This is a genomic window from Planococcus sp. 1R117A (assembly GCF_051417975.1).
Lineage (GTDB): Bacteria > Bacillota > Bacilli > Bacillales_A > Planococcaceae > Planococcus > Planococcus shenhongbingii.
Genome location: NZ_JBPRLO010000002.1, coordinates 384,936 through 406,743, shown reverse-complemented (window position 1 = coordinate 406,743; position 21,808 = coordinate 384,936). Strand labels below are relative to the sequence as shown.

The 21,808-nt window shown below is 40.5% G+C and carries 21 protein-coding genes and 1 pseudogene; 15 read left to right on the top strand and 7 right to left on the bottom strand.

Annotated features, from left to right (window positions below; all coding sequences use genetic code 11):
* The first annotated feature begins 92 nt into the window (after positions 1 to 92).
* The 7 genes and pseudogenes from ACSFXN_RS07455 to ACSFXN_RS07425 all read left to right on the top strand — a co-directional run bounded on the left by ACSFXN_RS07455 (position 93) and on the right by ACSFXN_RS07425 (position 7,317).
* Positions 93 to 1,070: a zinc-binding dehydrogenase gene (locus tag ACSFXN_RS07455; RefSeq protein WP_437149540.1), complete on the top strand. Its 978-nt coding sequence runs from the start codon at positions 93 to 95 to the stop codon at positions 1,068 to 1,070.
* A gap of 245 nt (positions 1,071 to 1,315) precedes the next feature.
* Positions 1,316 to 1,741 (top strand): MarR family winged helix-turn-helix transcriptional regulator, encoded by a 426-nt coding sequence (locus ACSFXN_RS07450; RefSeq protein ID WP_437149539.1) that lies wholly within the window; start codon positions 1,316 to 1,318, stop codon positions 1,739 to 1,741.
* A gap of 363 nt (positions 1,742 to 2,104) precedes the next feature.
* Positions 2,105 to 3,415 (top strand): NtaA/DmoA family FMN-dependent monooxygenase, encoded by a 1,311-nt coding sequence (locus tag ACSFXN_RS07445; protein ID WP_437149538.1) that lies wholly within the window; start codon positions 2,105 to 2,107, stop codon positions 3,413 to 3,415.
* A 72-nt stretch (positions 3,416 to 3,487) separates the two neighbouring features.
* Complete coding sequence (locus ACSFXN_RS07440) at positions 3,488 to 3,988, top strand: flavin reductase family protein (protein WP_437149537.1); 501 nt, start codon at positions 3,488 to 3,490, stop codon at positions 3,986 to 3,988.
* Between the two features lie 119 nt (positions 3,989 to 4,107).
* Positions 4,108 to 5,238, top strand: a complete 1,131-nt coding sequence (locus ACSFXN_RS07435; RefSeq protein ID WP_437149536.1) for an NtaA/DmoA family FMN-dependent monooxygenase — start codon at positions 4,108 to 4,110, stop codon at positions 5,236 to 5,238.
* A gap of 57 nt (positions 5,239 to 5,295) precedes the next feature.
* Positions 5,296 to 6,287, top strand: a pseudogene (locus ACSFXN_RS07430) (LLM class flavin-dependent oxidoreductase).
* An 82-nt stretch (positions 6,288 to 6,369) separates the two neighbouring features.
* Entirely contained in the window at positions 6,370 to 7,317 is a 948-nt protein-coding gene (locus ACSFXN_RS07425; RefSeq protein ID WP_437149907.1) for an LLM class oxidoreductase, read from the top strand.
* 245 nt (positions 7,318 to 7,562) lie between these two features.
* Here the strand turns inward: ACSFXN_RS07425 and ACSFXN_RS07420 are convergent, their stop codons facing one another.
* Positions 7,563 to 8,552, bottom strand: coding sequence for a hypothetical protein (locus tag ACSFXN_RS07420; RefSeq protein WP_437149922.1), 990 nt, complete (start codon positions 8,550 to 8,552; stop codon positions 7,563 to 7,565).
* Between ACSFXN_RS07420 and ACSFXN_RS07415 the strand changes: the two genes are divergently transcribed.
* Positions 8,492 to 8,827 carry a hypothetical protein gene (locus ACSFXN_RS07415; RefSeq protein ID WP_437149535.1) on the top strand — a complete coding sequence of 112 codons (336 nt, stop codon included), beginning with the start codon at positions 8,492 to 8,494 and terminating at the stop codon, positions 8,825 to 8,827. The two genes, ACSFXN_RS07420 and ACSFXN_RS07415, sit on opposite strands and share 61 nt — an antisense overlap.
* Before the next feature lie 242 nt (positions 8,828 to 9,069).
* Positions 9,070 to 9,210 carry a hypothetical protein gene (locus ACSFXN_RS07410; RefSeq protein WP_437149534.1) on the top strand — a complete coding sequence of 47 codons (141 nt, stop codon included), beginning with the start codon at positions 9,070 to 9,072 and terminating at the stop codon, positions 9,208 to 9,210.
* A 697-nt stretch (positions 9,211 to 9,907) separates the two neighbouring features.
* On the opposite strand, the gene ACSFXN_RS07405 is transcribed toward ACSFXN_RS07410, so the two are convergent.
* Positions 9,908 to 10,600 carry a GAP family protein gene (locus ACSFXN_RS07405; RefSeq protein ID WP_437149533.1) on the bottom strand — a complete coding sequence of 231 codons (693 nt, stop codon included), beginning with the start codon at positions 10,598 to 10,600 and terminating at the stop codon, positions 9,908 to 9,910.
* A 43-nt stretch (positions 10,601 to 10,643) separates the two neighbouring features.
* A complete protein-coding gene (locus ACSFXN_RS07400; protein WP_437149532.1) occupies positions 10,644 to 11,105 on the bottom strand; it encodes a MarR family winged helix-turn-helix transcriptional regulator in 462 nt (153 codons plus the stop codon).
* A gap of 698 nt (positions 11,106 to 11,803) precedes the next feature.
* Here ACSFXN_RS07400 and ACSFXN_RS07395 point away from each other — a divergent pair.
* Complete coding sequence (locus ACSFXN_RS07395) at positions 11,804 to 12,550, top strand: alpha/beta hydrolase (protein ID WP_437149531.1); 747 nt, start codon at positions 11,804 to 11,806, stop codon at positions 12,548 to 12,550.
* 119 nt (positions 12,551 to 12,669) lie between these two features.
* Here the strand turns inward: ACSFXN_RS07395 and ACSFXN_RS07390 are convergent, their stop codons facing one another.
* On the bottom strand, positions 12,670 to 13,140 hold the full coding sequence (locus ACSFXN_RS07390) for a DinB family protein (protein ID WP_437149530.1): 471 nt from the start codon (positions 13,138 to 13,140) through the stop codon (positions 12,670 to 12,672).
* Positions 13,141 to 13,795: 655 nt separating this feature from the next.
* Between ACSFXN_RS07390 and ACSFXN_RS07385 the strand changes: the two genes are divergently transcribed.
* On the top strand, positions 13,796 to 14,560 hold the full coding sequence (locus tag ACSFXN_RS07385; RefSeq protein WP_437149529.1) for an SDR family NAD(P)-dependent oxidoreductase: 765 nt from the start codon (positions 13,796 to 13,798) through the stop codon (positions 14,558 to 14,560).
* 132 nt (positions 14,561 to 14,692) lie between these two features.
* On the opposite strand, the gene ACSFXN_RS07380 is transcribed toward ACSFXN_RS07385, so the two are convergent.
* On the bottom strand, positions 14,693 to 15,349 hold the full coding sequence (locus tag ACSFXN_RS07380) for a GntR family transcriptional regulator (RefSeq protein ID WP_437149528.1): 657 nt from the start codon (positions 15,347 to 15,349) through the stop codon (positions 14,693 to 14,695).
* 605 nt (positions 15,350 to 15,954) lie between these two features.
* Between ACSFXN_RS07380 and ACSFXN_RS07375 the strand changes: the two genes are divergently transcribed.
* Entirely contained in the window at positions 15,955 to 16,203 is a 249-nt protein-coding gene (locus ACSFXN_RS07375) for a hypothetical protein (protein WP_437149527.1), read from the top strand.
* A 73-nt stretch (positions 16,204 to 16,276) separates the two neighbouring features.
* Here the strand turns inward: ACSFXN_RS07375 and ACSFXN_RS07370 are convergent, their stop codons facing one another.
* On the bottom strand, positions 16,277 to 16,708 hold the full coding sequence (locus ACSFXN_RS07370; RefSeq protein WP_437149921.1) for a hypothetical protein: 432 nt from the start codon (positions 16,706 to 16,708) through the stop codon (positions 16,277 to 16,279).
* Between ACSFXN_RS07370 and ACSFXN_RS07365 the strand changes: the two genes are divergently transcribed.
* The 3 genes from ACSFXN_RS07365 to ACSFXN_RS07355 all read left to right on the top strand — a co-directional run bounded on the left by ACSFXN_RS07365 (position 16,647) and on the right by ACSFXN_RS07355 (position 19,699).
* Positions 16,647 to 16,946, top strand: coding sequence for a sodium:solute symporter family transporter (locus ACSFXN_RS07365; protein WP_437149906.1), 300 nt, complete (start codon positions 16,647 to 16,649; stop codon positions 16,944 to 16,946). The two genes, ACSFXN_RS07370 and ACSFXN_RS07365, sit on opposite strands and share 62 nt — an antisense overlap.
* A gap of 1,112 nt (positions 16,947 to 18,058) precedes the next feature.
* Entirely contained in the window at positions 18,059 to 18,466 is a 408-nt protein-coding gene (locus ACSFXN_RS07360) for a hypothetical protein (RefSeq protein ID WP_437149526.1), read from the top strand.
* Positions 18,467 to 19,270: 804 nt separating this feature from the next.
* The gene (locus ACSFXN_RS07355) at positions 19,271 to 19,699 is read left to right on the top strand and encodes a hypothetical protein (protein ID WP_437149525.1); all 429 of its coding nucleotides are present in this window, start codon (positions 19,271 to 19,273) and stop codon (positions 19,697 to 19,699) included.
* A gap of 1,168 nt (positions 19,700 to 20,867) precedes the next feature.
* On the opposite strand, the gene ACSFXN_RS07350 is transcribed toward ACSFXN_RS07355, so the two are convergent.
* Positions 20,868 to 21,689, bottom strand: coding sequence for an alpha/beta hydrolase (locus tag ACSFXN_RS07350; protein ID WP_437149524.1), 822 nt, complete (start codon positions 21,687 to 21,689; stop codon positions 20,868 to 20,870).
* Positions 21,690 to 21,808 lie beyond the last annotated feature (119 nt).

Here is a 21,808-nt window from a genome sequence, read left to right as displayed (position 1 = left end):
ATCGTGAAACATGATTTGAACTCCTAATGATGGTAAGCTGTACACTTGTCAAAAGGGTTATTAAAATATGAAGTAACTAGGGAGAGATATATGTGTTTAGTTGGAAAGCGCCTCAATTAGGAAAAGCTGAAGATGTTGTGAAAAAAATAGAACTTCCCTTGCCAGAGCCGCAAGAAAATGAAGCCAGAATAAAAGTTCTGGCTACTGTAGTGGCCCTCCCCGAAAAAATGATGTTAGAAGGAACTTATTTGGTTTCAAACTTACTCCCCATCTCGTTTGGTCAAGAGATGGTAGGGATTGTTGATAAAGCCGGCCCCGGATATCCGTTTAAAGAAGGAGATCGCGTCATGGGAAACACACGTTTCGATATTGGTTTGGGGGGATTGGCAGAATATTGCCTAAGTCCAGCGGACAGCGCAGTACTGGCGCCGGCTATGCTTCCAGATGATAAAGCTGCTGGCTTTTTAGGCTCATTCCATCTTGCTTATGTCGGTCTGGTTGACCGTGCAGCACTAAAAGCAGGTGAAACGTTACTTGTATTAGGGGGATCCGGCCGAACAGGTGCAGCGGCCATACAATTAGGCAAAGCACTTGGAGCAACTGTAATTGCCACAGCGCGAAATAAGGAAAATGAGGAGTTCTGCCGCAACCAAGGAGCTGACTATACCTTTAATCCCAAAGAACAGGCATTCGAAGAAGCCATTGCTGAATTTACCGATGGTCAAGGAGTAAACGTCATTTATGATACGGTTGGTGGGGATGCCTATGCCAACGCTGTCAACAGTATTACTATAGGCGGACGAGTGGTGTTGATTGGTTTTGCTAGCGGAACATGGGGAGTCCCGGATCCAGGGCATATCTTATGGAAGGGGTATTCTGTAACCGGGGGACTCCACTCAGTTCGTACAAGAAAAGAGCGTACGGATAGTATTGCGGTTTTAAATAACTTGCTGGAAGAAGGGAAAATATCTCCCCTCCGCACTACTGTCCATGATTTTGATGGTGCTGTGAATGCCCTGGCCTCTCTTCGTGACCCACAACCAGGATTAGTTGTTGTACGAGGAACCTAATCATCACTTTTCGTAAATAGAATATTTACACGTTAACTGAAGGGCTCTAAAGATGCTCTATTCGCGTCTTTAGAACCCTTTTTTATTACTGAGCATGTTGTATAAATCATATGTTGATTCAATGTCATAGTTAGGCTGCAGTGGAATTTGTGTGCCGTAAGAGCAGAGTAATAAATGGACACTTGAATTTCATCATGATATATTTAGCCAGCTAAGTACATTAAAACTTTTTGAGGGGATGCCATATGGAAGAGAAGGTTGATTGTGAAATTCGTGAGCTGTTGGATAAAATTTCATCTCGAATGCGTCGTGACTACAGCGAGAGTCTAAGAGAACTTAACCTTTACGTAGGTCAAGATAATTTACTTTTTCGCTTATGGTCAGGCGATGGGGTGACACAAATGCAGTTAGTTGAGCATTTAAATTGTGAACCCCCCACGGTGACAAATATGGTTAAATCACTGGAGCAAAACGGATTCATTTACCGGAAACGTGATCAGAAAGATGCCAGGGTGATGCGGATTTTCCTAACCGATAAGGGAAAAGAGTTGGAAAAACCGGTTAAAATCAAATGGAGACGGCAACAAGAAAAATTACTCCATTCAATTTTACCGGAAGAGCGCATGCTGTTAAGACGCATCATGAAGCAAATGGAGAGTAATCTATTTTAAATACTCTCCTGCTATATAATTAGTAAGCTAATTAAAACGGTTCACGACTATATGCTTAGTAAGCTAATTAAAATCAGTTTGCGAATAAAGGGAAATTATTCGTTTCTATAATTCCTTAGTGACTTGGCCATTCCTATTCTGCAGGAGAAAGGAATAGTCCGAAAAGAGTATGAATCTGATGCTTTTCGAGGAAATCTTGGCCTTCCATATCCGGAGAAAAGATCGGCCCTTTCATCACATCAAAGATCATGGGACACGGGTGTGCGGCTAAAAATCACCAGCAGGTTCAGTAGCTAAACAGAAACTAGATTCATCCAATTATTAAAAGAAGATAGGATGGGAAAAATGAAAACAGAAAAGAAAATGCAACTTGCACTAATGATGGTTACGGGATACGGAGTTGAATCCAGCGCTTGGCGGATGCCTGGAACTGATCCGGCAACCTTCACGAACACAGATAGTTATGTCGAGATGGCTAAAATGGCTGAAAAAGGAAAATTTCAGATGATTTTTATAGCGGATACTCCGGTATTAAGTGATGATCTGACTCGGCAGAGCCCAACGTTCACTATGGATCCCATGTTAGCGCTGATGGCTGTTGCCACGGAAACGGAACGGATCGGTCTTGTCGCGACCTTGTCCACGACGTTCAATTATCCTTATAACTTGGCGCGCCAGTTCAAGGCGTTGGACGTCATCAGCCACGGACGGGTCGGCTGGAACGCAGTGACGACCTCCAATCCGGCTGCGATAATGAATTTCGGCGCGAAGCCTTTAAGCCGCAAGGATCGGTATGCCATGGCGCATGAATCCATCCAAATTGTTCAAGCGTTGTGGGGAAGCTGGGAAGAAGATGCCTGGACATTGGATGTAGAAGGTGGACAGTTTGCCGACATGGACAAAATTCAGCCGATCAATCTTCAAGGGCAGTATCTTGGTTCACGCGGACCATTGGCGATCCCGCCTTCTGAACAAGGACAGCCGGTGATCTTCCAGGCTGGAGGCGGGTATGAAGGGCTGGAGCTGGCAGGGAGTTATGCTTCTGGTGTCTATGCCAATCCTTATGATATCGAATCTGCCCGCGAACAAAGACAAGCCATTCGACAAAGCGCTGTTCGTTTCGGGAGAAATCCTGACGACATTAAGCTGATTGCAGGTTTTATTTTTTCATTAGGCTCAACCGAAGAAGAAGCACTTGACCGGCGAAGACAGTTAATGGATCTTTCTCCTGACGAGATTCCGGATCGAGTTCGCTATCTAGGGGCTATGATTGGATTGGCCTTATCGGTGGATGCGATGGATATCAACCAGCCGATTCCAACGGAGATGCTGAAACGAGCTTATCCTAGTCCTCAGGATCCACGTTCTCCCCGGGCCTTGGAGTTGGCTTTAAAAGGACTTTCTATTCGGGATATCCTGGCCCACGGAGTGATCAATTATCATCCTGTCGTTGCGGGCACGCCAACGCAGGTGGCAGACTTTATGGAAGAATGGTTTCTGGCAGAGGCAGTTGATGGGTTCTCTGTGGTACCAGATATAGCAGCTGATGGGGTCGAGGATTTTGTTAATTTGGTGGTTCCGATTTTACAGGAACGCGGGCTGTATCATGAAGATTATGAAGGGGCTACGCTGCGGGAGCATATGGGTGTTCCCTACCAATACGGACCCCTGTAACAGAAGCAGATAAGTTAACTAAAACGGATTTATGTAGAAAAAGTAATTGGCGTAGAAAAAGGAGAATTTGTTATGTTGAAGGAAGATAATCAACGGTTGTTCAAAGAAGCAATGGGGAATTATCCCACAGGTGTTACTGTGGTCACGACGACCAATCGTGAAGGGGAACCAGTCGGAATAACGGTGAATTCATTTGCCTCTGTATCGCTGGATCCACTTATGATTCTTTGGTCCATTGATCATAAAGCTTCATCAATTGATGCGTTTACAAAAAGCGGAAAGTTCATCGTCCATCTATTGGCAGATGATCAGCAGGAGTTAGTTAAGCTGTTTTCAAGCAAAGATGCAGACCGTTTTAGCCAGATTAAATGGGGTTTCTCGGATAATCAGCTGCCTGTTCTTGAAGGTGCTTTCGCTGTCTTGGAATGTGAAACATTTCAAACGGTGGAAGCAGGGGATCATACCATCTTAATCGGAGCCGTTACAAATATACGTACGGATAAAAAGGATCCCTTACTCTATCATCGCAGGCATATCGGGTCGATTCCATCAGCGTTTTATGAGCGTGTGTGACCTAACAACAGAGGTGTTATAAATGAAAATTGAGTCTAGGATTCCTCAATTTGTTAACAGGGTTTGAACGAAAGAATAACAGTTATAAAACATTCCAACTATAAAAGAGGGTTAACTAAATGAATAATAGAAAAAAATTAAAACTAGGTGCTGTGCTTGAAGGTGTTGGCTGGAACTATATGGGATGGAGACATCCAGAGATGCCTTCCGATGCGAGTGAGAATATTGATCACTATGTAAAACAGGCAGAGATAGCAGAAAAAGCAAAATTTGATACGCTATTTTTAATCGATGTCAGCCATGTTGGACCAGGGAACATTCCGCATTACTTGAGTTTCTTTGAAGGTGTCAGTCTTATGTCGGCACTTAGTATGGCTACTAAAAACATTGGCCTTTCAGCGACCATTGCTAGTTCGTATGGAGATCCATATACAGCAGCAAGACAAATTTTATCACTGGATAAAATTAGTAAAGGACGGGCTTCTGTAAATTTAATAACTTCAAATCCCGGAGGCCTGGTTAACTTTAGCCGGGGGCACTTGTCAAAAAATGATTTATATCCCATGCAAAAGGAATTTATGGAAATTGTCTTAGGATTATGGGATACATATGAAGATGATGCTTTTATCCGCGATAAAGCAAGTGGGGTATTTTTTGATCCAAATAAGATGCACACTTTAAATTATCGAGGAAATTACTTTTGGGTAGATGGTCCATTAAGTATTAGTCGTTCAGTCCAAGGAAGACCGGTACTATTCACAGCGGGTACTTCTACCGATATGATGGAAAATGCTGCAAAGTATACGGACGCAGCCCTTATTCATAATGATTCTCTTGCTGAAATCGTGGAAATGGCGACAGAGCTGAGAAGACGAGTAGCCTTAGAAGGGCGATCACCGGAAGACTTTATTGTTGCAGTGCTTGAAAACCCAATCGTAGGTAGAACTGAAAAAGAAGCAGAAGAAAAGTTCAGAGAATTGGAAATCTTGATGCCCCATTATAGAATACCAAAACCTAGATTTTTCGGTTCAGCAGAAAAAGTAGCCGATCAAGTTCAGGAATGGTATGAAGCAGGTGCGATGGATCTGTTCTTAATAAAACAAGAGTATCCAACAGGACTACAAGATTTCGCTGATTTAGTCGTTCCCATTTTACAGGATAGAGGCATTTTCCGTACAGAATATGAATCAAATACGTTACGAGGTAATTTAGAATTGCCTATTCCAGAAAGTAGATACGCACGACTTTAGAGGAGAAAATAAGTCCCGAATTAGGGGATAGCAGAAGAAGATTGGAAGGGTGTAAAAATGAGATTAAGTATTCTAGACCAAGTCCCTGTTACGAAGGGAAATACAGCAGTAGATGCGTTAAAAAATGCGGAAGAATTGGCCGTTTTGGGCGATGAATTAGGCTATCATCGCATGTGGATGGCGGAACATCACGGAATGAATATCTTGGCAAGCTCAGCTCCTGAAGTCATCGCCGCTCATTTGGCTGCCAAAACGAGAACTATTCGAATCGGTACCGGGGGCGTGATGATGATGCATTATTCCCCGTTGAAACTAGCCGAAGTGTTTAAAACATTAAGTGCATTTTCACCAGGCAGGATCGATTTTGGTGTTGGCCGGGCTGCGGGCGGGGATCAGCGTTCCATCTATGCTTTATCAGAAGGACGCCAGCCAATGGTAAACAATATGTATGAAAAACTTGATACGGCATTGCAATTGATCAACGATGAAATACCTGAAGATGATCTGTATACCCAAACAATCGCAACACCGTCCCAAGTTGTTTTGCCGGAAGCTTGGCTGCTGGGTGCGACTGGCAACAGTGCCATTCAGGCAGGGATCCGGGGGATTGGTTATTCATTTGCCCAGTTTTTCAACGGTCAAATGTCCAAGGAGATATTGGATGCATACAAAAAAACTTTCAACCTTCTGCTTTTATGGAAAAACCGGAAATCAATGTTTCCTATATGGTGACAACCGCTGAAACAAATGAGGAAGCTAAATTCGAAGCAAAGTCTCAAGATATCTCGCGTTTACTGTTTACGAAGGGGAAAATAGCACCGGTTCTGACACCTGAGGAAGCAAGTGATTATCCATTGACGGAAATGGATCGCATGATCATTCTAGATAATCGCAAAATCCATTTGGTGGGGGCTGCGAAAGAAATTGCGATGCTCTTACAAAAAGAGCAACAACAATATGGATTTGATGAAGCGATGATTGTCAGTATTCCCCATGCCCAAGAAAAACGCCTGGAAGTTTACCGGTTGTTGGCCAAGGAATTGTTATGAGTTTGAATGAGTGATTAAAGGAAATCAAATTGACATGGCACAAGATCTAAATGTGGCTCATGTGCAGCAGGAGAATGAAGCGATGGATAAATTTCAATCACATAAAGGCTTTGCACGGACATTTGCGGACCGCCAATTAACTCTCGGACTCACATTTCCGTTAGAGTCGTATACGGGAAGTTTTCCGGCTTTTAATCTGGAAGAGCAGATGCTACTGGCTAAAAAGGCAGAAAATCTGGGTTTTGCTTCGTTGTTTGTAAGAGATGCACCCCTTTACGATGCGGACTTTGGCGATGTAGGGGCTTTATATGACCCATGGGTATTTCTGGCGTATGTTTCGGCACATACGGATCGAATCGCACTGGGTACGGCGAGTATTGTGACGACGTTGCGTCACCCGCTTCACGTAGCGAAGTCAGCGGCTTCCCTGGACAAAATATCAAAAGAGCGTTTCTTATTGGGAGTTGCGACCGGTGACCGGCCCATTGAATTTCCCGCATTCCAAGTGGATCCTGCCGAAAGTGCAGCATTATTTAGAGAGTCTATAGAAGTCATGAAAAAAGTGTGGAAAGAGTCGTTTCCGAAAATAAAGACTGAGCGAGTGGATTTGGAGCAAGGCGATATTGTTCCCAAGCCCACTTTATCCGGCATCCCCATTCTGGGAACGGGGTATTCCGGCCAAACGATTGAGTGGTTAGCCGAGCATACAGATGGTTGGCTGTTTTATTCGCAAGGCGTCAATGACCAGCGTGAACTGGTGAATAAGTGGCGAGAAGCGGCCGGTGAATTCAAACCGTTTATACAGGCTTTGGCTATCGACTTATCCGAGAATCCAAACGAAGCACCTAAACCGATACAAGGCGGGTTTAGGTCGGGCTATCGATTTTTGATCGATTACCTGCGTGCCTATGAAGATGCGGGCGTGAATCATGTGATATTTGGTTTGAAACACGGAACACGCCCTGCAGAAGACGTGATGGAGGAATTGAGGGAATATGTGCTTCCGCATTTTCCTGTAAATAAATTTTAAAAAGGGAGGTCCAGAAACCAAAAAGGTGCTGCACCCCCAAAATGAGACTTTGAATTTAAATTGCTTATTGGACATGAGCCCGGTATTCCACCGGGCTCATGTTTTTAATTTGGACTTCATTCATTTGTGGTTGCAGTAAATGATATACTCGCATCTTCTTGGTTAGTTGTGTCTAACAAAAATGGAAAGTCAGTTTTTATGAAGACGCTTTTCTTACTATAAATTTGTATCTTTCAAGCCTCTTTTCATATCCATTTCTCCAATCTCGTTTCCTCTGCATTTTCCCAATCGCATATAAGACCGTCTATAAAGAATTCGCCTTCATAATCGCTTGCTAATGCAATGACAGCTGGCGTTTCCCCATAAAAAGAAACATAAGCGCTTAATATATTGTCTTTTGAAAAAATAATCACGTAATGAGCTTTGTTGGGGAATTTTTCAATATACGACTCGATTTCCGGTTGTTCATGTTTTTCTTTTAAACGAGCAAATTTACCTGAATCACCAACTTCAATGATACTCTTTCTAATTTCATCAAAAACACTATTCAGTACAAATAATGCCCCATTAAAATAAGCCAAAGCATTGAATGCTGTTTTCAAATACAAGAAATAGAAGCTTTTGAAATCCATTTCTAAACTGTCTTCAAATTTAAAATTTACTTTCTCTATAAATTGAAGCTTCGATAATGTCTTTTGGTTCTTTGATTGTCCCTTTAACTTATATAAACTTGGCAAAAGTTCATGTGCCAAAACGTCTAAAGGTGGTTTCCCTTTCATGGAAGTGGCGACATACCAATTTTTCTGATAGAAGCCTATATGAATAAAGAGTTTGTCTGTAGTAAATGGCATAGAGACGAGCTTGTATTTACGATTTTTGTTTTTTAAGAACTGTATAAGTTTATCGTTCATTTCAGTTTGTAAATCATCGACAGAAGGGATATTTATATCTGCTGCTAGATACTTATAAGTAATTGATTGATGATCAAAGTAAGTCGTCAATTGAGGAATGACCACGGATTTTCCCATAAATATAAATCCTAATAAAAACTCCATTTGACTATAGTAGGAGTCAGGCTTAATTACTCTCATAATAGGATTTTTAACTCTATTTTCTCTGGTGGTTATCCATCGGGGATTGTCTTCTTTATCTGTTCCATCCAGAACTAAAAGCGTTGAATAAAACCCAACAAAATCACCGCAGCTTTTATGAATGGATTGGCCAAGTGAATACATTTGACCTACCGGTTCCCTGTTACAGCGTCGGAACCAAAGAATTAAGGAGAGGGAAAAATCATATATTGTTGACCACTGATGGGCTTGTTGAATGTCCAGATGCCAACTTCTCGAACCCGAATGAAGTCGGGAAACCATTTGAAACCCTTTCGAATGAGCAAGGAGTACAAGCCTTGTTAGAAGAAATCAAAGAAAAGAATGTCCGTGATAGTACGACGGTCTTATCTTGGTTCATAGACGTAGACGCTGATTCAACTCGCCCAAGCAATGCGTAATATAGCAAAGTAAACTTACTTAATTCATGTTTGTTATTATTTTACATATAATGGATTATTGGTAGTAAAGAGACTTCATAGAAATTCACTTTCTTTTTGTTTGTTTAAGTGTACTTTTAAAAATGGTTTGGAAAGAACAGGGGCCTTGTAAAAAGGAATACGGGGGAATTTGGCGAATTACCTATTTAAGGAAATGGACAGATAGTTAAAAACAGAGCACGGGGCTAAACCGAGGATTTATTTTGATTGCTATGAAGGGAACTGAAGGCAAGGGATTCACAGAAGTGGCATTAGATGTGAGTTTAACGGCAATAAAGAAGCATCTTCCGGATGATGGAATACATGACGAATGGATGCTTCAGCACTGGCACTTAGAAAGCTGAATGTCGAAAGAAGGGAATGAAAATGGGCTTTCACCTATATCGAATTTGTCACCTGTTGGTGACCGGTTTTTTTGTAATTTCTCTTTCAACCTTTTTTGCCTCAGGTGGAATTGGAGAAAATTTTACGGATAATCCTTATCCATATCCATATTGGCTTATACCAATTGCTGTCTGGGTGGTTGGAGCTGTTCTTTCATTCATAAAAAAAAACGGTGAAGATCGGATTAGTGATTAGCTTTTTGCCCCTTTTATTTTATATTGCATTATTCGCTTACGCTTATTTTTCTGTTTGAATTCCATAAAGCCCTAGAAGAAAAAGTGGGAAATGTTTCACCTTTTCATCACCCTTTAACGGTTTCAGTATTTTAATACCAAATGAACTGCTTTAGCTAACATATCAGCAAATTATTAGAAGCTGCTTAAATACGAAGAGAGAGAAGAGGTTTACCAAAGCACATCTTCTTTCCCTGTTGACTGCAAAAAAGTACTTTTTCAAACACTTAAGTCTTAACAAGAGAATCCCCTTTATCAAATTGATAAAGGGGAAACAAAACGCGTACAGGGCGCGTTTCAATCTAAAATTGAGAAGTTTTAAAGATATAAAGTTTAAGAATCGGCAGAGATTGGATCATGCCATGCCGCAAAGCTAATATTTAACTCTCATAGCTTAACCATCAGCTATGCCTATTATTTTCTCTTATAGGAATAAGTTGACGTATCCATGAATTCCCAAAAACAAGCCTGCAGTTATCGGCACAACAATGGCCGCCCATTCACTTATCTTCGTAGCTTTTTTTCGGAATTTTCCGATGAAGTTATCGACCTTATCCCGATTGAAAAGATACAGAAAGAACAGGAGAACGAGGGGAAGGATGTAAATGACATTGTAGACCAGGAGTAAAAATAGCACGGACCCCATTGAAATGCTCGCTTCCACAAGTTGGGCAATAAAAATCAGGTACGGTATGGCCGTTGGCAAATCGCCTATGGTATTTGATGCACCGAGAATAAGCAGGAATACGGGGGCCACCGATTTAGGCGGAGCTATTTCTTTCTCTTTTGTTTTACTAGCTGGTGACACCGTTTTACGCTTATAAAGTAGGAAGGCGCCCAAAAAGACAAGACCTATCCCCACTGTTATTTCTACGGAAAAGATTACACCGCTATAGGCAGCCATAACGTGACGATAGAAGGCCGAGAACACTTTATCCATCCCATAAATGACCAATAACCCGCCAATGAAATAGGAGATGAACGTACCCAAGATGTAATACCAAATATGATGCGTTTTTTTCACGAGTGCCTGCAAGACGGCCTGAGCTGATATGGTAAATGGGTTAAGACTGTCAATTATCCCTAAGCCGATTCCAGACGTTATGAGTGGCCACATGGTTGTTTATTCTCCTTTCAACATGCAAGGGTAGATAACCGGGTCATGCGTTGGAAGAAAGAAGATCCGCCATGCCGGATAGAAATTTTTTCTCGAACACGTCCACCATTTGCAGGAGTTGTTCCCATTGGTCATCGCTTAACTGTTCCATTGCCTGCTTTTCTACATTCTGAAGCTTGCCAATGACTTCGTCGGCATATATCCGTCCCTTTCCAGTGAAATAAATCTTCTTGTTGCGGCGATCGGCCGGATCTTCTTTCAATTCCACATATCCACCCTGCCAAAAGGACTTAATGATCAGATTGACGCTTTGCTTCGTGTATAAGCTGCGGTCAACTATCAACTTTTGCGTACAGCTTTCGGGATTGTCATAGATAATGCCCAGCACCGTAAAGCTCATATACTTCAATCCCTTTGAAAGCGCGTATTCCTCATAAATCCTCTCCAAAGACTGGGATTTTTCAAAAAACTGATCGAATTTTGTTTTAACCGTAATGTTTTCCACCTTACTCCTCCTTTTGTTTTCTAAAATCATTTGTTTCTCAAAAACATTTTCAACAGGAATGGCAAGACCAATTTAGTCATTTTCATTAATAGTAATTATTAATTACTAATTTAACGCATGTAATTTCTTTTGTCAATAAACGAGTCAGATTCTTTATTATCATGAATCGGGAGTGTCAAGATAGGCACAATAACCAAAAATCCTTTTTAATTTTGGAACTGAAATACATTTAAAACAAGGAAATGGAGCAATCAAACTTACAGGAAGTAAGAGTTGTATGACAACTTGCATGAAAAAATTGGGAATTCTAGTTTACATATGGAGGATTATCAAAAGTTGTTGAAATACAAAGGGAGAGAAGATGTTGCTTAAATTAACATTTTCTCTCCCTTTAGGTCTGTAGCAGGTACTTTTACAATCGGTTTTGTGAATGAATTTTGGTTCGATAAATTCATTGGGAAGGGAAGTTTTTGATTCGGGTGTTTTGGGTGCCTTTAACAGACGGTTTTCCAGCTATTTCAATAGTGGGGAAATGGGATGCATCCTAAGTCAGAAGAAGATGATGAAGACATGAACTTAAGTAAAGTGGACAGGTGAGTTTCACATCAAAGGGATGTTACACTGGAACGGAAGGATAAAAATTCGATGTACGCTTAGTTAATCAACGTGAAAAAATGGGGAATGAGGGATTTAATAATATGATGAAACTGCTGCCCCCGAGGCCCTTTTATTATGAAGGCGGAGAGCAAGCCGTTCTGCTCCTGCATTCTTTCACAAGCAATCCGAGCGATATGAAAAAGTTGGGCAGGCATTTGCAGAAACACAACTATTCTTGCTACGCCCCGGTGTACAGCGGACATGGCTTGCCCGCGGAAGACCTTCTGACATATGGCCCATCCGATTGGTGGCAGGATGCACTGGGCGGCTATCAGTTGCTGAAGGACAAAGGGTTTGACCAAATAGCGGTGATCGGCCTGTCGCTTGGCGGGGTGTTGGCCTTGAAAGCGGCGCAGGAGCTGGAAGTGGCTGGCGTGGTGACCATGTCTGTGCCGATCCAGCGGGAGGCGGCTTTTCTGCAAAAGCGTGTCTTTCACTATGCGAAGCGATACAAACAACTGGAAGGGAAAGACGAGGACCAAATCCGGCTGGAAATGGACAATCTTCACGATCTGCCGGTCGATTCATTGGTCGAGTTCCAGCAGCTCATCGACCGAACGAGGGACAACTTAACGCAAATAACCTCGCCCATTCGGATACTGTACGGGGAATTGGATGAGCCGTTGTATCAAGAAAGTGCCGAGGTGATTTTCCAAAGCGTGGCGTCGGATCGAAAAACCATGAAGGGCTATCCGAACTCCAAGCATTTGATGACGTTAGGCGCGGACATGGACGATGTGAACGAAGATGTTCTGACCTTCTTAAATGAGTTGGCTTGGCAACTGTAGTTTACCTGTCATCAGATGTTATAGCCATTCAGATGGGAATCCACAATAAGAAAGAGAGGCTGCGCAAAACTGCAGCCTCTCTTTCTTGTGGTGAAGCATCCGGAGTATTTTATAGAGTATTAGACAAATTCTCTATAAATCAGATCCGAAGAAACGGGCTTCAATCCCATATCCCTAGACCAGACGGATAGCTGACCGATATGATGGATTTCATGCGCCGTAATATGCCTGAGCACTTTCTCATACGGCAACAACTTGATTGAACCATCTTTTCTTTGATGTTCCAAAACCTGATTTGCTCCTTCGAGTGGATAGGATTGGAGAAATTGATGGGTTTGCGGTTGGATAAGAGCCGAAAATGCCTTCACCTCCTGTAAAGTGGTGATATTCTTCATGTCATTGCCAAGGACCGGGGTCCCGCGCAAGTGGTTGATCCAGTATTGCTCGCAATAGACCACATGATATAAATTGTGTAAAATGCTGCCCATTCCGCCAGCTCTTTTTTTCTCTAATTCTTCTGGTGAGAGGGTCTCGCACCAGCCCAGCCATTCTTCTCGAATCTGCCAGTTATACAAGAACATCTCGGTCATGTCATCTACTCCAAACGTTTTTAGTTTCTTTTTTGATTCAGCAAGTGCCCAGAAGTTTCTTTCCTTATTATAATGGAGAATTACAAACATCAAATCAATTTTTGATTTTTAATTCTTAAAGTCTGCATCTAAATAAAAAGCATCGAATTGATATCAAGTCGATGCTTTTTTGAAAGGAAGAGAAAACGCTCATTAGAGCTTTTCTCTTCCTTTTCTTGTTTGATGGGCTAGCTGGTTTGCGATTGCTCATTTTGTTCTTTCTTATTTTTGCACTGCGTATGAGCGGTTCCCCAAGAGACCTACACCAAACTGCGATTGGAAAAAGAAGCGAGTTATAATTTTTAACGAAGGAAAGGATTTTGTGGAGGCCATTTTCTTGTTCGTAGAAGTGTACTTTTACGAACGCTTTTATATGTATCTGCAACATGCTAGAGATTCCCAAAGAAAAAGGCTAACAAGATTCAAGAATGAGACAGTTAATCTTTAGATTTTGCTGACTTTCCTTATGCTTTCTCATTAAGTGAAAAATACTCAGTTCGTTAATTTATTAGCGGCCAAAACAGATAACTGGCAAACGGATTATATATTATATATAATTAATATAAGAAAATAATATATTATATATTATTCAAAGAAGTTATGAGGAGGAAATATAATGAGCAGATTATCAGGTAAAGTAGCTATTATCACAGGGGCTGGCAGTGGAATGGGGGCAGAACAGGCTCGCTTGTTCGCAAAAGAAGGTGGCAAAGTGGTTGGCGGCGATATGAATATGGAAGCACTTCAATCGGTAGTTGACGACATTACAGCAGGTGGCGGTGATGCCATCGCTGTTAAATTGAACATCTCTTCTCCTGAAGATTGGGAAAGTGCTGTTAAGACTGCGGTAGATACATATGGCCAAGTAAATGTGCTAGTGAATACTGCTGGAGTTGCCGGTCCGTTTATCGCCAAAGCCGCTGAACATGATGTGGAAGAATGGGACAAACTGCTGGCAATTAATTTAAAAGGAGCATTCCTTGGAAGTAAGTACTCCATTCCTGAAATGATTAAAGCGGGTGGTGGTTCCATCGTGACCATTTCTTCCATCGGTGGATTGATCGGCGGCCAAGGCGGCACTGGTTACGGAGCTGCGAAAGCCGGATTAATTGGAATGACTAAAAATATTGCTGTTGATTATGGCAGAGACAATGTCCGAGCAAATGTGATTTGTCCGGGCCAAATCAAAACACCAATGTCCGCAGTTCTCGAAGACGAAGCAGCCAAAGAAGCAAAACAGTCGTACATTAACAAAACACCGCTTGGTCACTTTGGCGATCCGATTGATATTGCGTATGCAGCCTTATTCCTTGCCTCTGAAGAGTCTAAATTTATTACGGGTACAGAACTGATCGTTGATGGTGGAGTTATGGCCAACTAAAAATCAATGATTAGTAAATTTAACAATGGATAAGCAAAAGCCAGCCAGCAGTTTTAAAGAGGGTACTCTTCTTTAAACAGCTGGCTGGCTTTTATTTTTTTAAGATTTTCACAGAAATAATTTAATCTCTTATTATTCAATATTCAGCGATTTTCTTGTTAAAATTTCAAAGGATTTTTTTGTCTGCTCAAAATCTGAATGAATTAGCGCATCAACCATTGCACGCAAGTATATACTGCGACTTTCTGTTTTTTCAACATCGCCCCATTTCATTTGCGAATAGGCATTGGTGATAAAGGTGATATCCGAATAAAATTTAATAAACGCCTTATTGTCCGCAACTTGGAAGATGTGCTGGCATAAATCAGAAACCTTCACGACATACTCTAATATGTTTTTTTCTGCTAATTGTTCTTCTGCTTCCTTCAAACAATTTTGCAAATAATTGACCTTTTCTTCATCCCATTTAGATTTTGAATAATCTATAGCTAAGTTAAACAATTCAATTAAAGCATCCGTGTAGTCATTCATCTCCTGTATAGAAAATGATTTTACACGTACACCTTTTCTCGGAGATCTTTCGATAACGCCGGTGCTTTGTAAAATATAAAAAGCTTCCCTAACAGGGATGTTACTAACATTCAGTTCTTTCGCTATATTTGATTCAATCAATCTCGTCCCTTGAACTAATTCACCTATTACGATCTTTTTCATAATATGATAAGCAATTTGTTCAGGGAGAGAGTTTTTCTTATCTTCTATTATCGAAGAGAAATTAAAATTTTCCATTAGCTATCCAATTTATCCCTTCTGTTTATCAATGTCATTGTAAGACTCTATACTTATTTTACTATATTTTACGTTTTCCCTCCAGTTTTCAAACATTCTCTGTATCGTTTGGAATCTCAGTGATTTCCAGGTTAAGACTCTACATCTCTGATGATTGCGCTTCTATAACCAAGTGTTCTCTATTGCGCAACAAAAAAAGACCTGAATTCGAATAAGTTCTAGAAATTCTGTTATGAATGCAGACAATCCATTAGCTGACAGGTTATTCTTAGAGAAATAGACAGGACAATCTATTGCGAATTATGAAAGTGAAGTAAATAGCTGAAAATAAAAAGATTTAGAGTGTACATATCAAAACCTATCGGAAGTTGCAGAAATACAAACCGATTCAAACCGTCATTTTCGTTTTCTTGTTATTGATCATCGCTATTACTGGTATAAGTTCCGACATTTGGGGATTTTTCGGCTGATTGCTTTTAAACACTCAGTTTTTATTGTCATAAACTTCAGCGCCTTTCTGTTTCAGAGAAAAACTCCCTAGTGTTAATTATCTGATTTTTGTGTTAATATTATGTCGACAAGAAGAACAATGGGAGGCGTTCATTATGAATCAACAAGAACCTTTGGATAAAGAGGAATTCCGAACCATCCAAGACTCCACCGAACCTATTGAACCCATCGAACCCGTCGAACCATTGCTGCATGATCACTCTATGTACCATAATGAAGGCTTAGTTGAACCGAAAATCAAGGAATATGTGCCGCTAGAAGTCGGTATGGTCATTTTTACAATCGTCGTATTGGCATTGATCTTTGTTGGAATCTTTTCAAATATGTGGGGATTGATAGATTGACGTTAAAAGCATTATACGATTTATGTAAGACAAAAAGAGAATGCGCATAGACTTCCATAGCGATTCGAGACACCTATAAAAACTTTAGCAGGCTGCTTGGTCCCAAATTCCTTGGGTGCCGGGCAGCCTGCTTTTCGAGAATCCGCTCTTCGTTGTAATAATGCAAATAGCCGGTTACTTTCTCAACGACTTGAAAGTTATTCAATGAAGTGAATTTGACATATTGAAATTCTTCCGACTTGATAGTCGAGTGGAACGATTCAATCACCGCGTGTTTCTCTTTGATCAAATTCTGATAGACATATAACGAGTCGTCACTTCCCTGATCGGAATGGATGATAATCCTAATTCCACTAAGGCCTAGTTCCGTATTCTGTGCGGCCTGCGCAGATTCGGACAAGAAATCAGTAAATATTGCAAGAATATCCGTAATCGTTATTTCATTGGTTTCTCTGCTTTTTGGTACCGCCGATTTGGGCTTAATGGTTTTTCTTGCGTTATTCACTTATGATGGAATCATTTTGCTTTTTCCAATTGTCATTTTAGGCTTGTACTGGAAACGTGCTAATAAAGAAGGAGCAATCATAGGATTAATTGCAGGTACGGCATTATCCATGTTTCTTCGATTCTTTAATCCATCGTTCATTGAAGGCTGGGGCTGGCAGCCAGGAGTTTATGGACTAATTCTCAGTTTTGCAGTAATGATCACTGCTGGATATATGAAAAACCGAGTGCTTTTGTAGAAAAACTATGGATAGATACAAAAGCCGCTTATACTAAAAGTGTAAAAGTGCCTGCAGTAAAGTCAAATTCTCAAGTCAGTTAAAAGGGCATTCGTCAAAGTGAATTTTTAAAAATCGAAAGGACAGACAGCTTTCTGAAGCTGTCTGTCCTTTTGCTCATTACAACAAACGAACAAACTTCTTAAAAGGATTGGAGAAGAGGAGAGAGCATCCGCAAATTTTTAACTTTACGCTAAATATCAAATTAGTGGACTCTTTATTAATCTAGAGTTCAACTCTAATGAAGAGCAGCGGTATAAGAATCCGCTGCTCTTCTCTTTGTTCGTAATCGTATACTTTTACGAATGGTTTAATAGCATGGTTATTTATTTTATTTAAATTGGCGATGTCAATGGGAAAGGTTGAATTTAGAAAGGGCTTAGGAAGATTTACATTTAAAGTGACGAGACAGGCTAGTGGAATCGCTACTTGAGCACCCCCTTACATTTAAACAGGTAATCGGCTCGAAACAATATATGAATTTTAATTCTGAAAAGTAAAATTATTGAAACGCATTGAAGCAGTAAACCGTATAATAAGATATAAAAGCAATGGATGATTGAAATGATAAATGAAATGAAAGGACGGGAAATGTATGCATTGGATGATGTGGATTTTCTGGGGCTCCTTGGCCGCTTTATTTCTAGGCAGTTGTCTTGTGGATGTTTTGACTCGGCGGAAATATAACTTAAGCAACCAGGAAAAGACGTTAAACCAGAATTTAGCTGAAGCCGAGGCGCGACGAGAGGCAGGACGTAGCGATCAAGGTGGAATATTTTGAATGGATGAACGGTGTGAGGGAGCTCACGAACGGATATCATCATATCGAGAGCTGGGAGAGGCATTTCCTGGCTCATTTTGAGGTGCATTTTTTATTTGGAATGCATATCATTCTTTTGCAGGAGCAAACAGCACTTTATGCCTCCAGTAAAAAAAGCGGTGACAAGAGTGATACCCATTCGTTTGAGAGATGTAACGTACAAGGAACTGAAGTGACTTAACCGGAATGACAATCAGTCATTTCTTTCTTCTTTGCGATCGATAGTAAAATAGCAAGTATTGGAGATGAAAATGTGTTTAAGAAAGTGCTGGATTTGAAGAAGAGACATTGGAATGAAATTACTTTAGAGCAGTTAGAGATGAAGATGAATGAAGAGAACTTTGATAAAGAATTTATAGAAGAAATACTAGGGATATTCAAAGAAAGAATCGAAAAACATGGTAAGGAAGCGTTTGGCAAATGGATTTACAATTTGCACTTTAGAGTTCCGGAAGAATTCCAAAATGAGAAAATCGCTATAAGCATTTATGAGAAATACCATAAGTGGTTGGAAGAGGAAGTCATTAAATTGGAAAATGAAACAAAGATGTCTTGGGAACTACAGACAGAAGATCTTAGAGGTTTAAATAACAAAGCAAGAAAAGCACAATTGGTAATAAGGCATAGGTTGTCAGAAACTGTTTTGGACTTACTTGAATAAATTTGAAAGTAACTTAATACAAATTAAGTTACTTTCGGTTTCACGATTCCAATGACTTACCTATAAAATCGAGAAAAACTGATTTTACTAGAAAAAAGATACATTCAGAAGGCTAGTTTAAAGGGTTTGAAGCCGGAATATTAAAAGGATATAGGTGTATATATCAGAACTTAACAGAAGAAAAGACACTTAAATGAAATGATTGTCCTGGTGCGTTGATTGGACCAGCAGTGGTCTAAGACTTCCTCGATTTTGGAAGAAGAAATTGAAAGCAAAAGAATCTGTTTTCAAATTCAATTCTTAACAAATGCAATTTCAAAAAGAACACTATACAAGGAAAAGGGGTTTGTTCAGTGGCACGTTGCACCAACTGCACATTTAAATGGAAAGCAAGAAATTTATGGTTGCTTCATTTTTCAGAGGAGGGGAAAGAATGTGCTAAATGCGGCACCAAACAGTACCTGTCTTACAAAAATAAAGACTTGCTTTGGGGTTTAACACATTATATTAAGACTGCTAAGATATTGCTTTTCATTTTTTTCACCTCTTGTTGTTCAATTGGCAGATAAAAAAGAAGACGAATTTTAAAGCAGATTCATTGATTTGATAGTCAAGGCACTCTTTTTTGTTTGCATAGAAAGTGCATAGGATGTCATTTTCGGATGTTTGAAACGAAGATGCCTTGCCACGGATTAGGAGTAATACATATGTTAGAAAATGCTGCGTACCGTTTTGCTCGAAATGAAACTTTGCAAACGGCTCGACGTATATAGCAGTAGACGAATAACAGAGGAAGTGACGAAGTTGTATTATTTCATACTCGTATTAGGAATTTTCTTTGTGACAGGCGGTGCAGGTTACTTTGTACATAAGTTCATAAACAGGAGTTTAGGATTTCTAGTTGTGGGCAAAGCTGTTGGAGTTTTATTATTAGGTGGTTTATGTTTATTAGTCACTCTTCCAAGTCTCAAATACATGCTTCTGAAAGAATATGATGTGGTCGAAGGGGAATGCAGAATTGAGATTTCTGCAGATGGCCGTTATGCGGACGCAACCTTTGACATGCTGGATAAAGGTGAGCGGTTCTCATTTACGGATCTCCCGGAGCTTGACGCGTATGGAAAATCCGTCCCTTACTATTGCGAGGTGACTGTTTCAAAAGATCATCTGGTTGAAATAGGCTATAAAATCTTCGACGCCAATTCGCGTGAACTGCTGGAAACAAGTAAGTAGTTTTGCTGTAAGTGGAGAAAAGAAGGAATTTATTTTCCCTCTCATGCTGACGAATCTCGATTGGGAGACGGATGTCCCTGCCTATTTCCGGCACCTGATCAAACTGCAGGAATTTGAGGTGGGCCGCTACGATTCCGGAACGGATGCAGGTTATATAATTCAGCTGAAACGGAATGAAATCAAGTTAAAGTATCTGGGATTTTAGCAAATTGATATTCCTAGAAGACATGGATAAGAAAGTGATAAATTCATTGTCGCCAATGAAAATGCAGAAGAGCTTGCTCAATATCTGGAATCTGGCTGGGTTTTGGCTATAGCTGATCTGAGTGCGAATAAAGAATGTAAGTTAGCAGCTAAAAGATTCCTGGAAAATGAATTGTTATTAGTGATCAAATGCATGTAAACGAATTAATGTAATGATTTTAAAAAAGCGTCCATCAATTGCGATTGGAGGCTTTTTTGATTTTAAAAAATATTCCTCTTTTTCCTGTCTCCTTCGATTTGTAGTTGATTTAAAGCAGCAGGAAACGAACTTGCTGCGGCACTTCAATCCTTTGTTCTATTCAAGAATTGAGTTCGGAAAATTTAGTTAATAATACAGGTTAATGGGTATGGAAAGAATATAATCCATTTGAATCGAAGATTTACAGTTTCACCAATCAAAATCAAATTTGGAGGGTGAGTTAATGAATAACGATGACAAATCGGAAAAGGAACGAAAAAAATTGGAGCTCAAGGAAAAAGAAAAGGAGTTCAATAAAAGACTTGGTGATAATCCAAAAGCGTTAAAGAACCAATCGAAATTCAAGCAAATTCTATTTTGGATAGTGATGTTTTTTATTATGTTCTATGGCTTCGAATTTTTTCTCTATTTAGTGTCATTTTTGCAATAGCAAACGCATTTTCTTCTTCTTATAAAAGTTTCAGGATAGAAAAGGCGGAGCTAATAATTTTAATTTAAAATCCCAAAACTCTTTTGCCACAGGTATTGCAGTTAAGCAATGCAGGAGCAGATGCAAAAAAGTCTCTTAGCCACTCTTTTTTATTTTGCTCAATATCAAAAATCAGTTACGGCGAAACAACTAAAAAGACCTAACATTTTCTTGTTAGGTCTTTTTAGGCGGTAGCAGCATTTTTAAAAAAGCCATAAAAGGAAGCAGGCGATTAATCAACTGCGTATATTATTATTTTGATCCCCAGCTAAAGCAACCGCTTCTTTGATTTTTTCCGCAACCAGCGTCCATGCTTTCTCGGCCGCATCTTGTGGGCCTAAATGTGTAAAGGCATGAGAAACGTCTTCGAAAACCTCATCGTGGACGTTTATCCCGGCAGCTTTTAATTTTTCGACATAGATTTCGGCTTCAGGCCTGAATGGGTCGTGTTCGGCAATAATAATAAGGGCAGAGGCTAAACCCTTCCCGATTTCCGCAAAGACAGGGGAAGCGAGCGGATTGGCAGCTTGAGTTTTGTCAGGCAGGTAGCATTTATTCAAAAAGTTCGCAAATTGTGGGAAGCGGGCACGCAGCCGCTTCGGTTCGGGTTTATCTGCATGCGGTGTGACAAAATCCAGCATCGGGCAGGATAATACTTGGAGAAGGGGCTGGCTTTCCTGTTTCTCTTCCAGGTAAAGACATAGGGCTGCGGCGATATTCGCACCAGAACTTTGTCCGCCCAGCATGAATTGTTTCGGATCGATTTCCAGCTCATCTGCCTGGTTCTTCATCCATTGAAGAATCTCGTAACTCTGTTCAATCGGTTTCGGAAACGGATATTCCGGAGCTTTTGCATAACCGACATTGAGGATTATGCAGCCTGTCTGATTCGCCAGAAAGCGGCAGTACGGATCATCCAGCTCTTTATCATTCATAATGAATGCCCCGCCGTGGAAATTAACGTAAACCGGAAGATTTTCCCGTTCTGTCCCTAACGGATAGTAGAAAGATAGGTAAGTGGGCTGAACCGATGTATCAACCAGGAAATCTTTTTTCATTTTTACAGGCTGCGGAGGAATCGTAGGCGAATTATATGACGGATCGGGAAGGAGTCGCAGTAACTTTGCGCCAATAGTAGTTAACATAAGGACCTCGCTTTTTTCCACCATTTTATCCA

Coding starts and splice junctions, on each gene's coding strand:
- ACSFXN_RS07450 (WP_437149539.1), top strand. CDS start 1,316: ATGGAAGAGAAGGTTGATTGTGAAATTCGTGAGCTGTTGGATAAAATT.
- ACSFXN_RS07445 (WP_437149538.1), top strand. CDS start 2,105: ATGCAACTTGCACTAATGATGGTTACGGGATACGGAGTTGAATCCAGC.
- ACSFXN_RS07440 (WP_437149537.1), top strand. CDS start 3,488: ATGTTGAAGGAAGATAATCAACGGTTGTTCAAAGAAGCAATGGGGAAT.
- ACSFXN_RS07435 (WP_437149536.1), top strand. CDS start 4,108: ATGAATAATAGAAAAAAATTAAAACTAGGTGCTGTGCTTGAAGGTGTT.
- ACSFXN_RS07425 (WP_437149907.1), top strand. CDS start 6,370: ATGGATAAATTTCAATCACATAAAGGCTTTGCACGGACATTTGCGGAC.
- ACSFXN_RS07420 (WP_437149922.1), bottom strand. CDS start 8,552: ATGTATTCACTTGGCCAATCCATTCATAAAAGCTGCGGTGATTTTGTT.
- ACSFXN_RS07405 (WP_437149533.1), bottom strand. CDS start 10,600: ATGTGGCCACTCATAACGTCTGGAATCGGCTTAGGGATAATTGACAGT.
- ACSFXN_RS07395 (WP_437149531.1), top strand. CDS start 11,804: ATGATGAAACTGCTGCCCCCGAGGCCCTTTTATTATGAAGGCGGAGAG.
- ACSFXN_RS07390 (WP_437149530.1), bottom strand. CDS start 13,140: ATGACCGAGATGTTCTTGTATAACTGGCAGATTCGAGAAGAATGGCTG.
- ACSFXN_RS07385 (WP_437149529.1), top strand. CDS start 13,796: ATGAGCAGATTATCAGGTAAAGTAGCTATTATCACAGGGGCTGGCAGT.
- ACSFXN_RS07380 (WP_437149528.1), bottom strand. CDS start 15,349: ATGGAAAATTTTAATTTCTCTTCGATAATAGAAGATAAGAAAAACTCT.
- ACSFXN_RS07375 (WP_437149527.1), top strand. CDS start 15,955: ATGAATCAACAAGAACCTTTGGATAAAGAGGAATTCCGAACCATCCAA.
- ACSFXN_RS07350 (WP_437149524.1), bottom strand. CDS start 21,689: ATGAAAAAAGATTTCCTGGTTGATACATCGGTTCAGCCCACTTACCTA.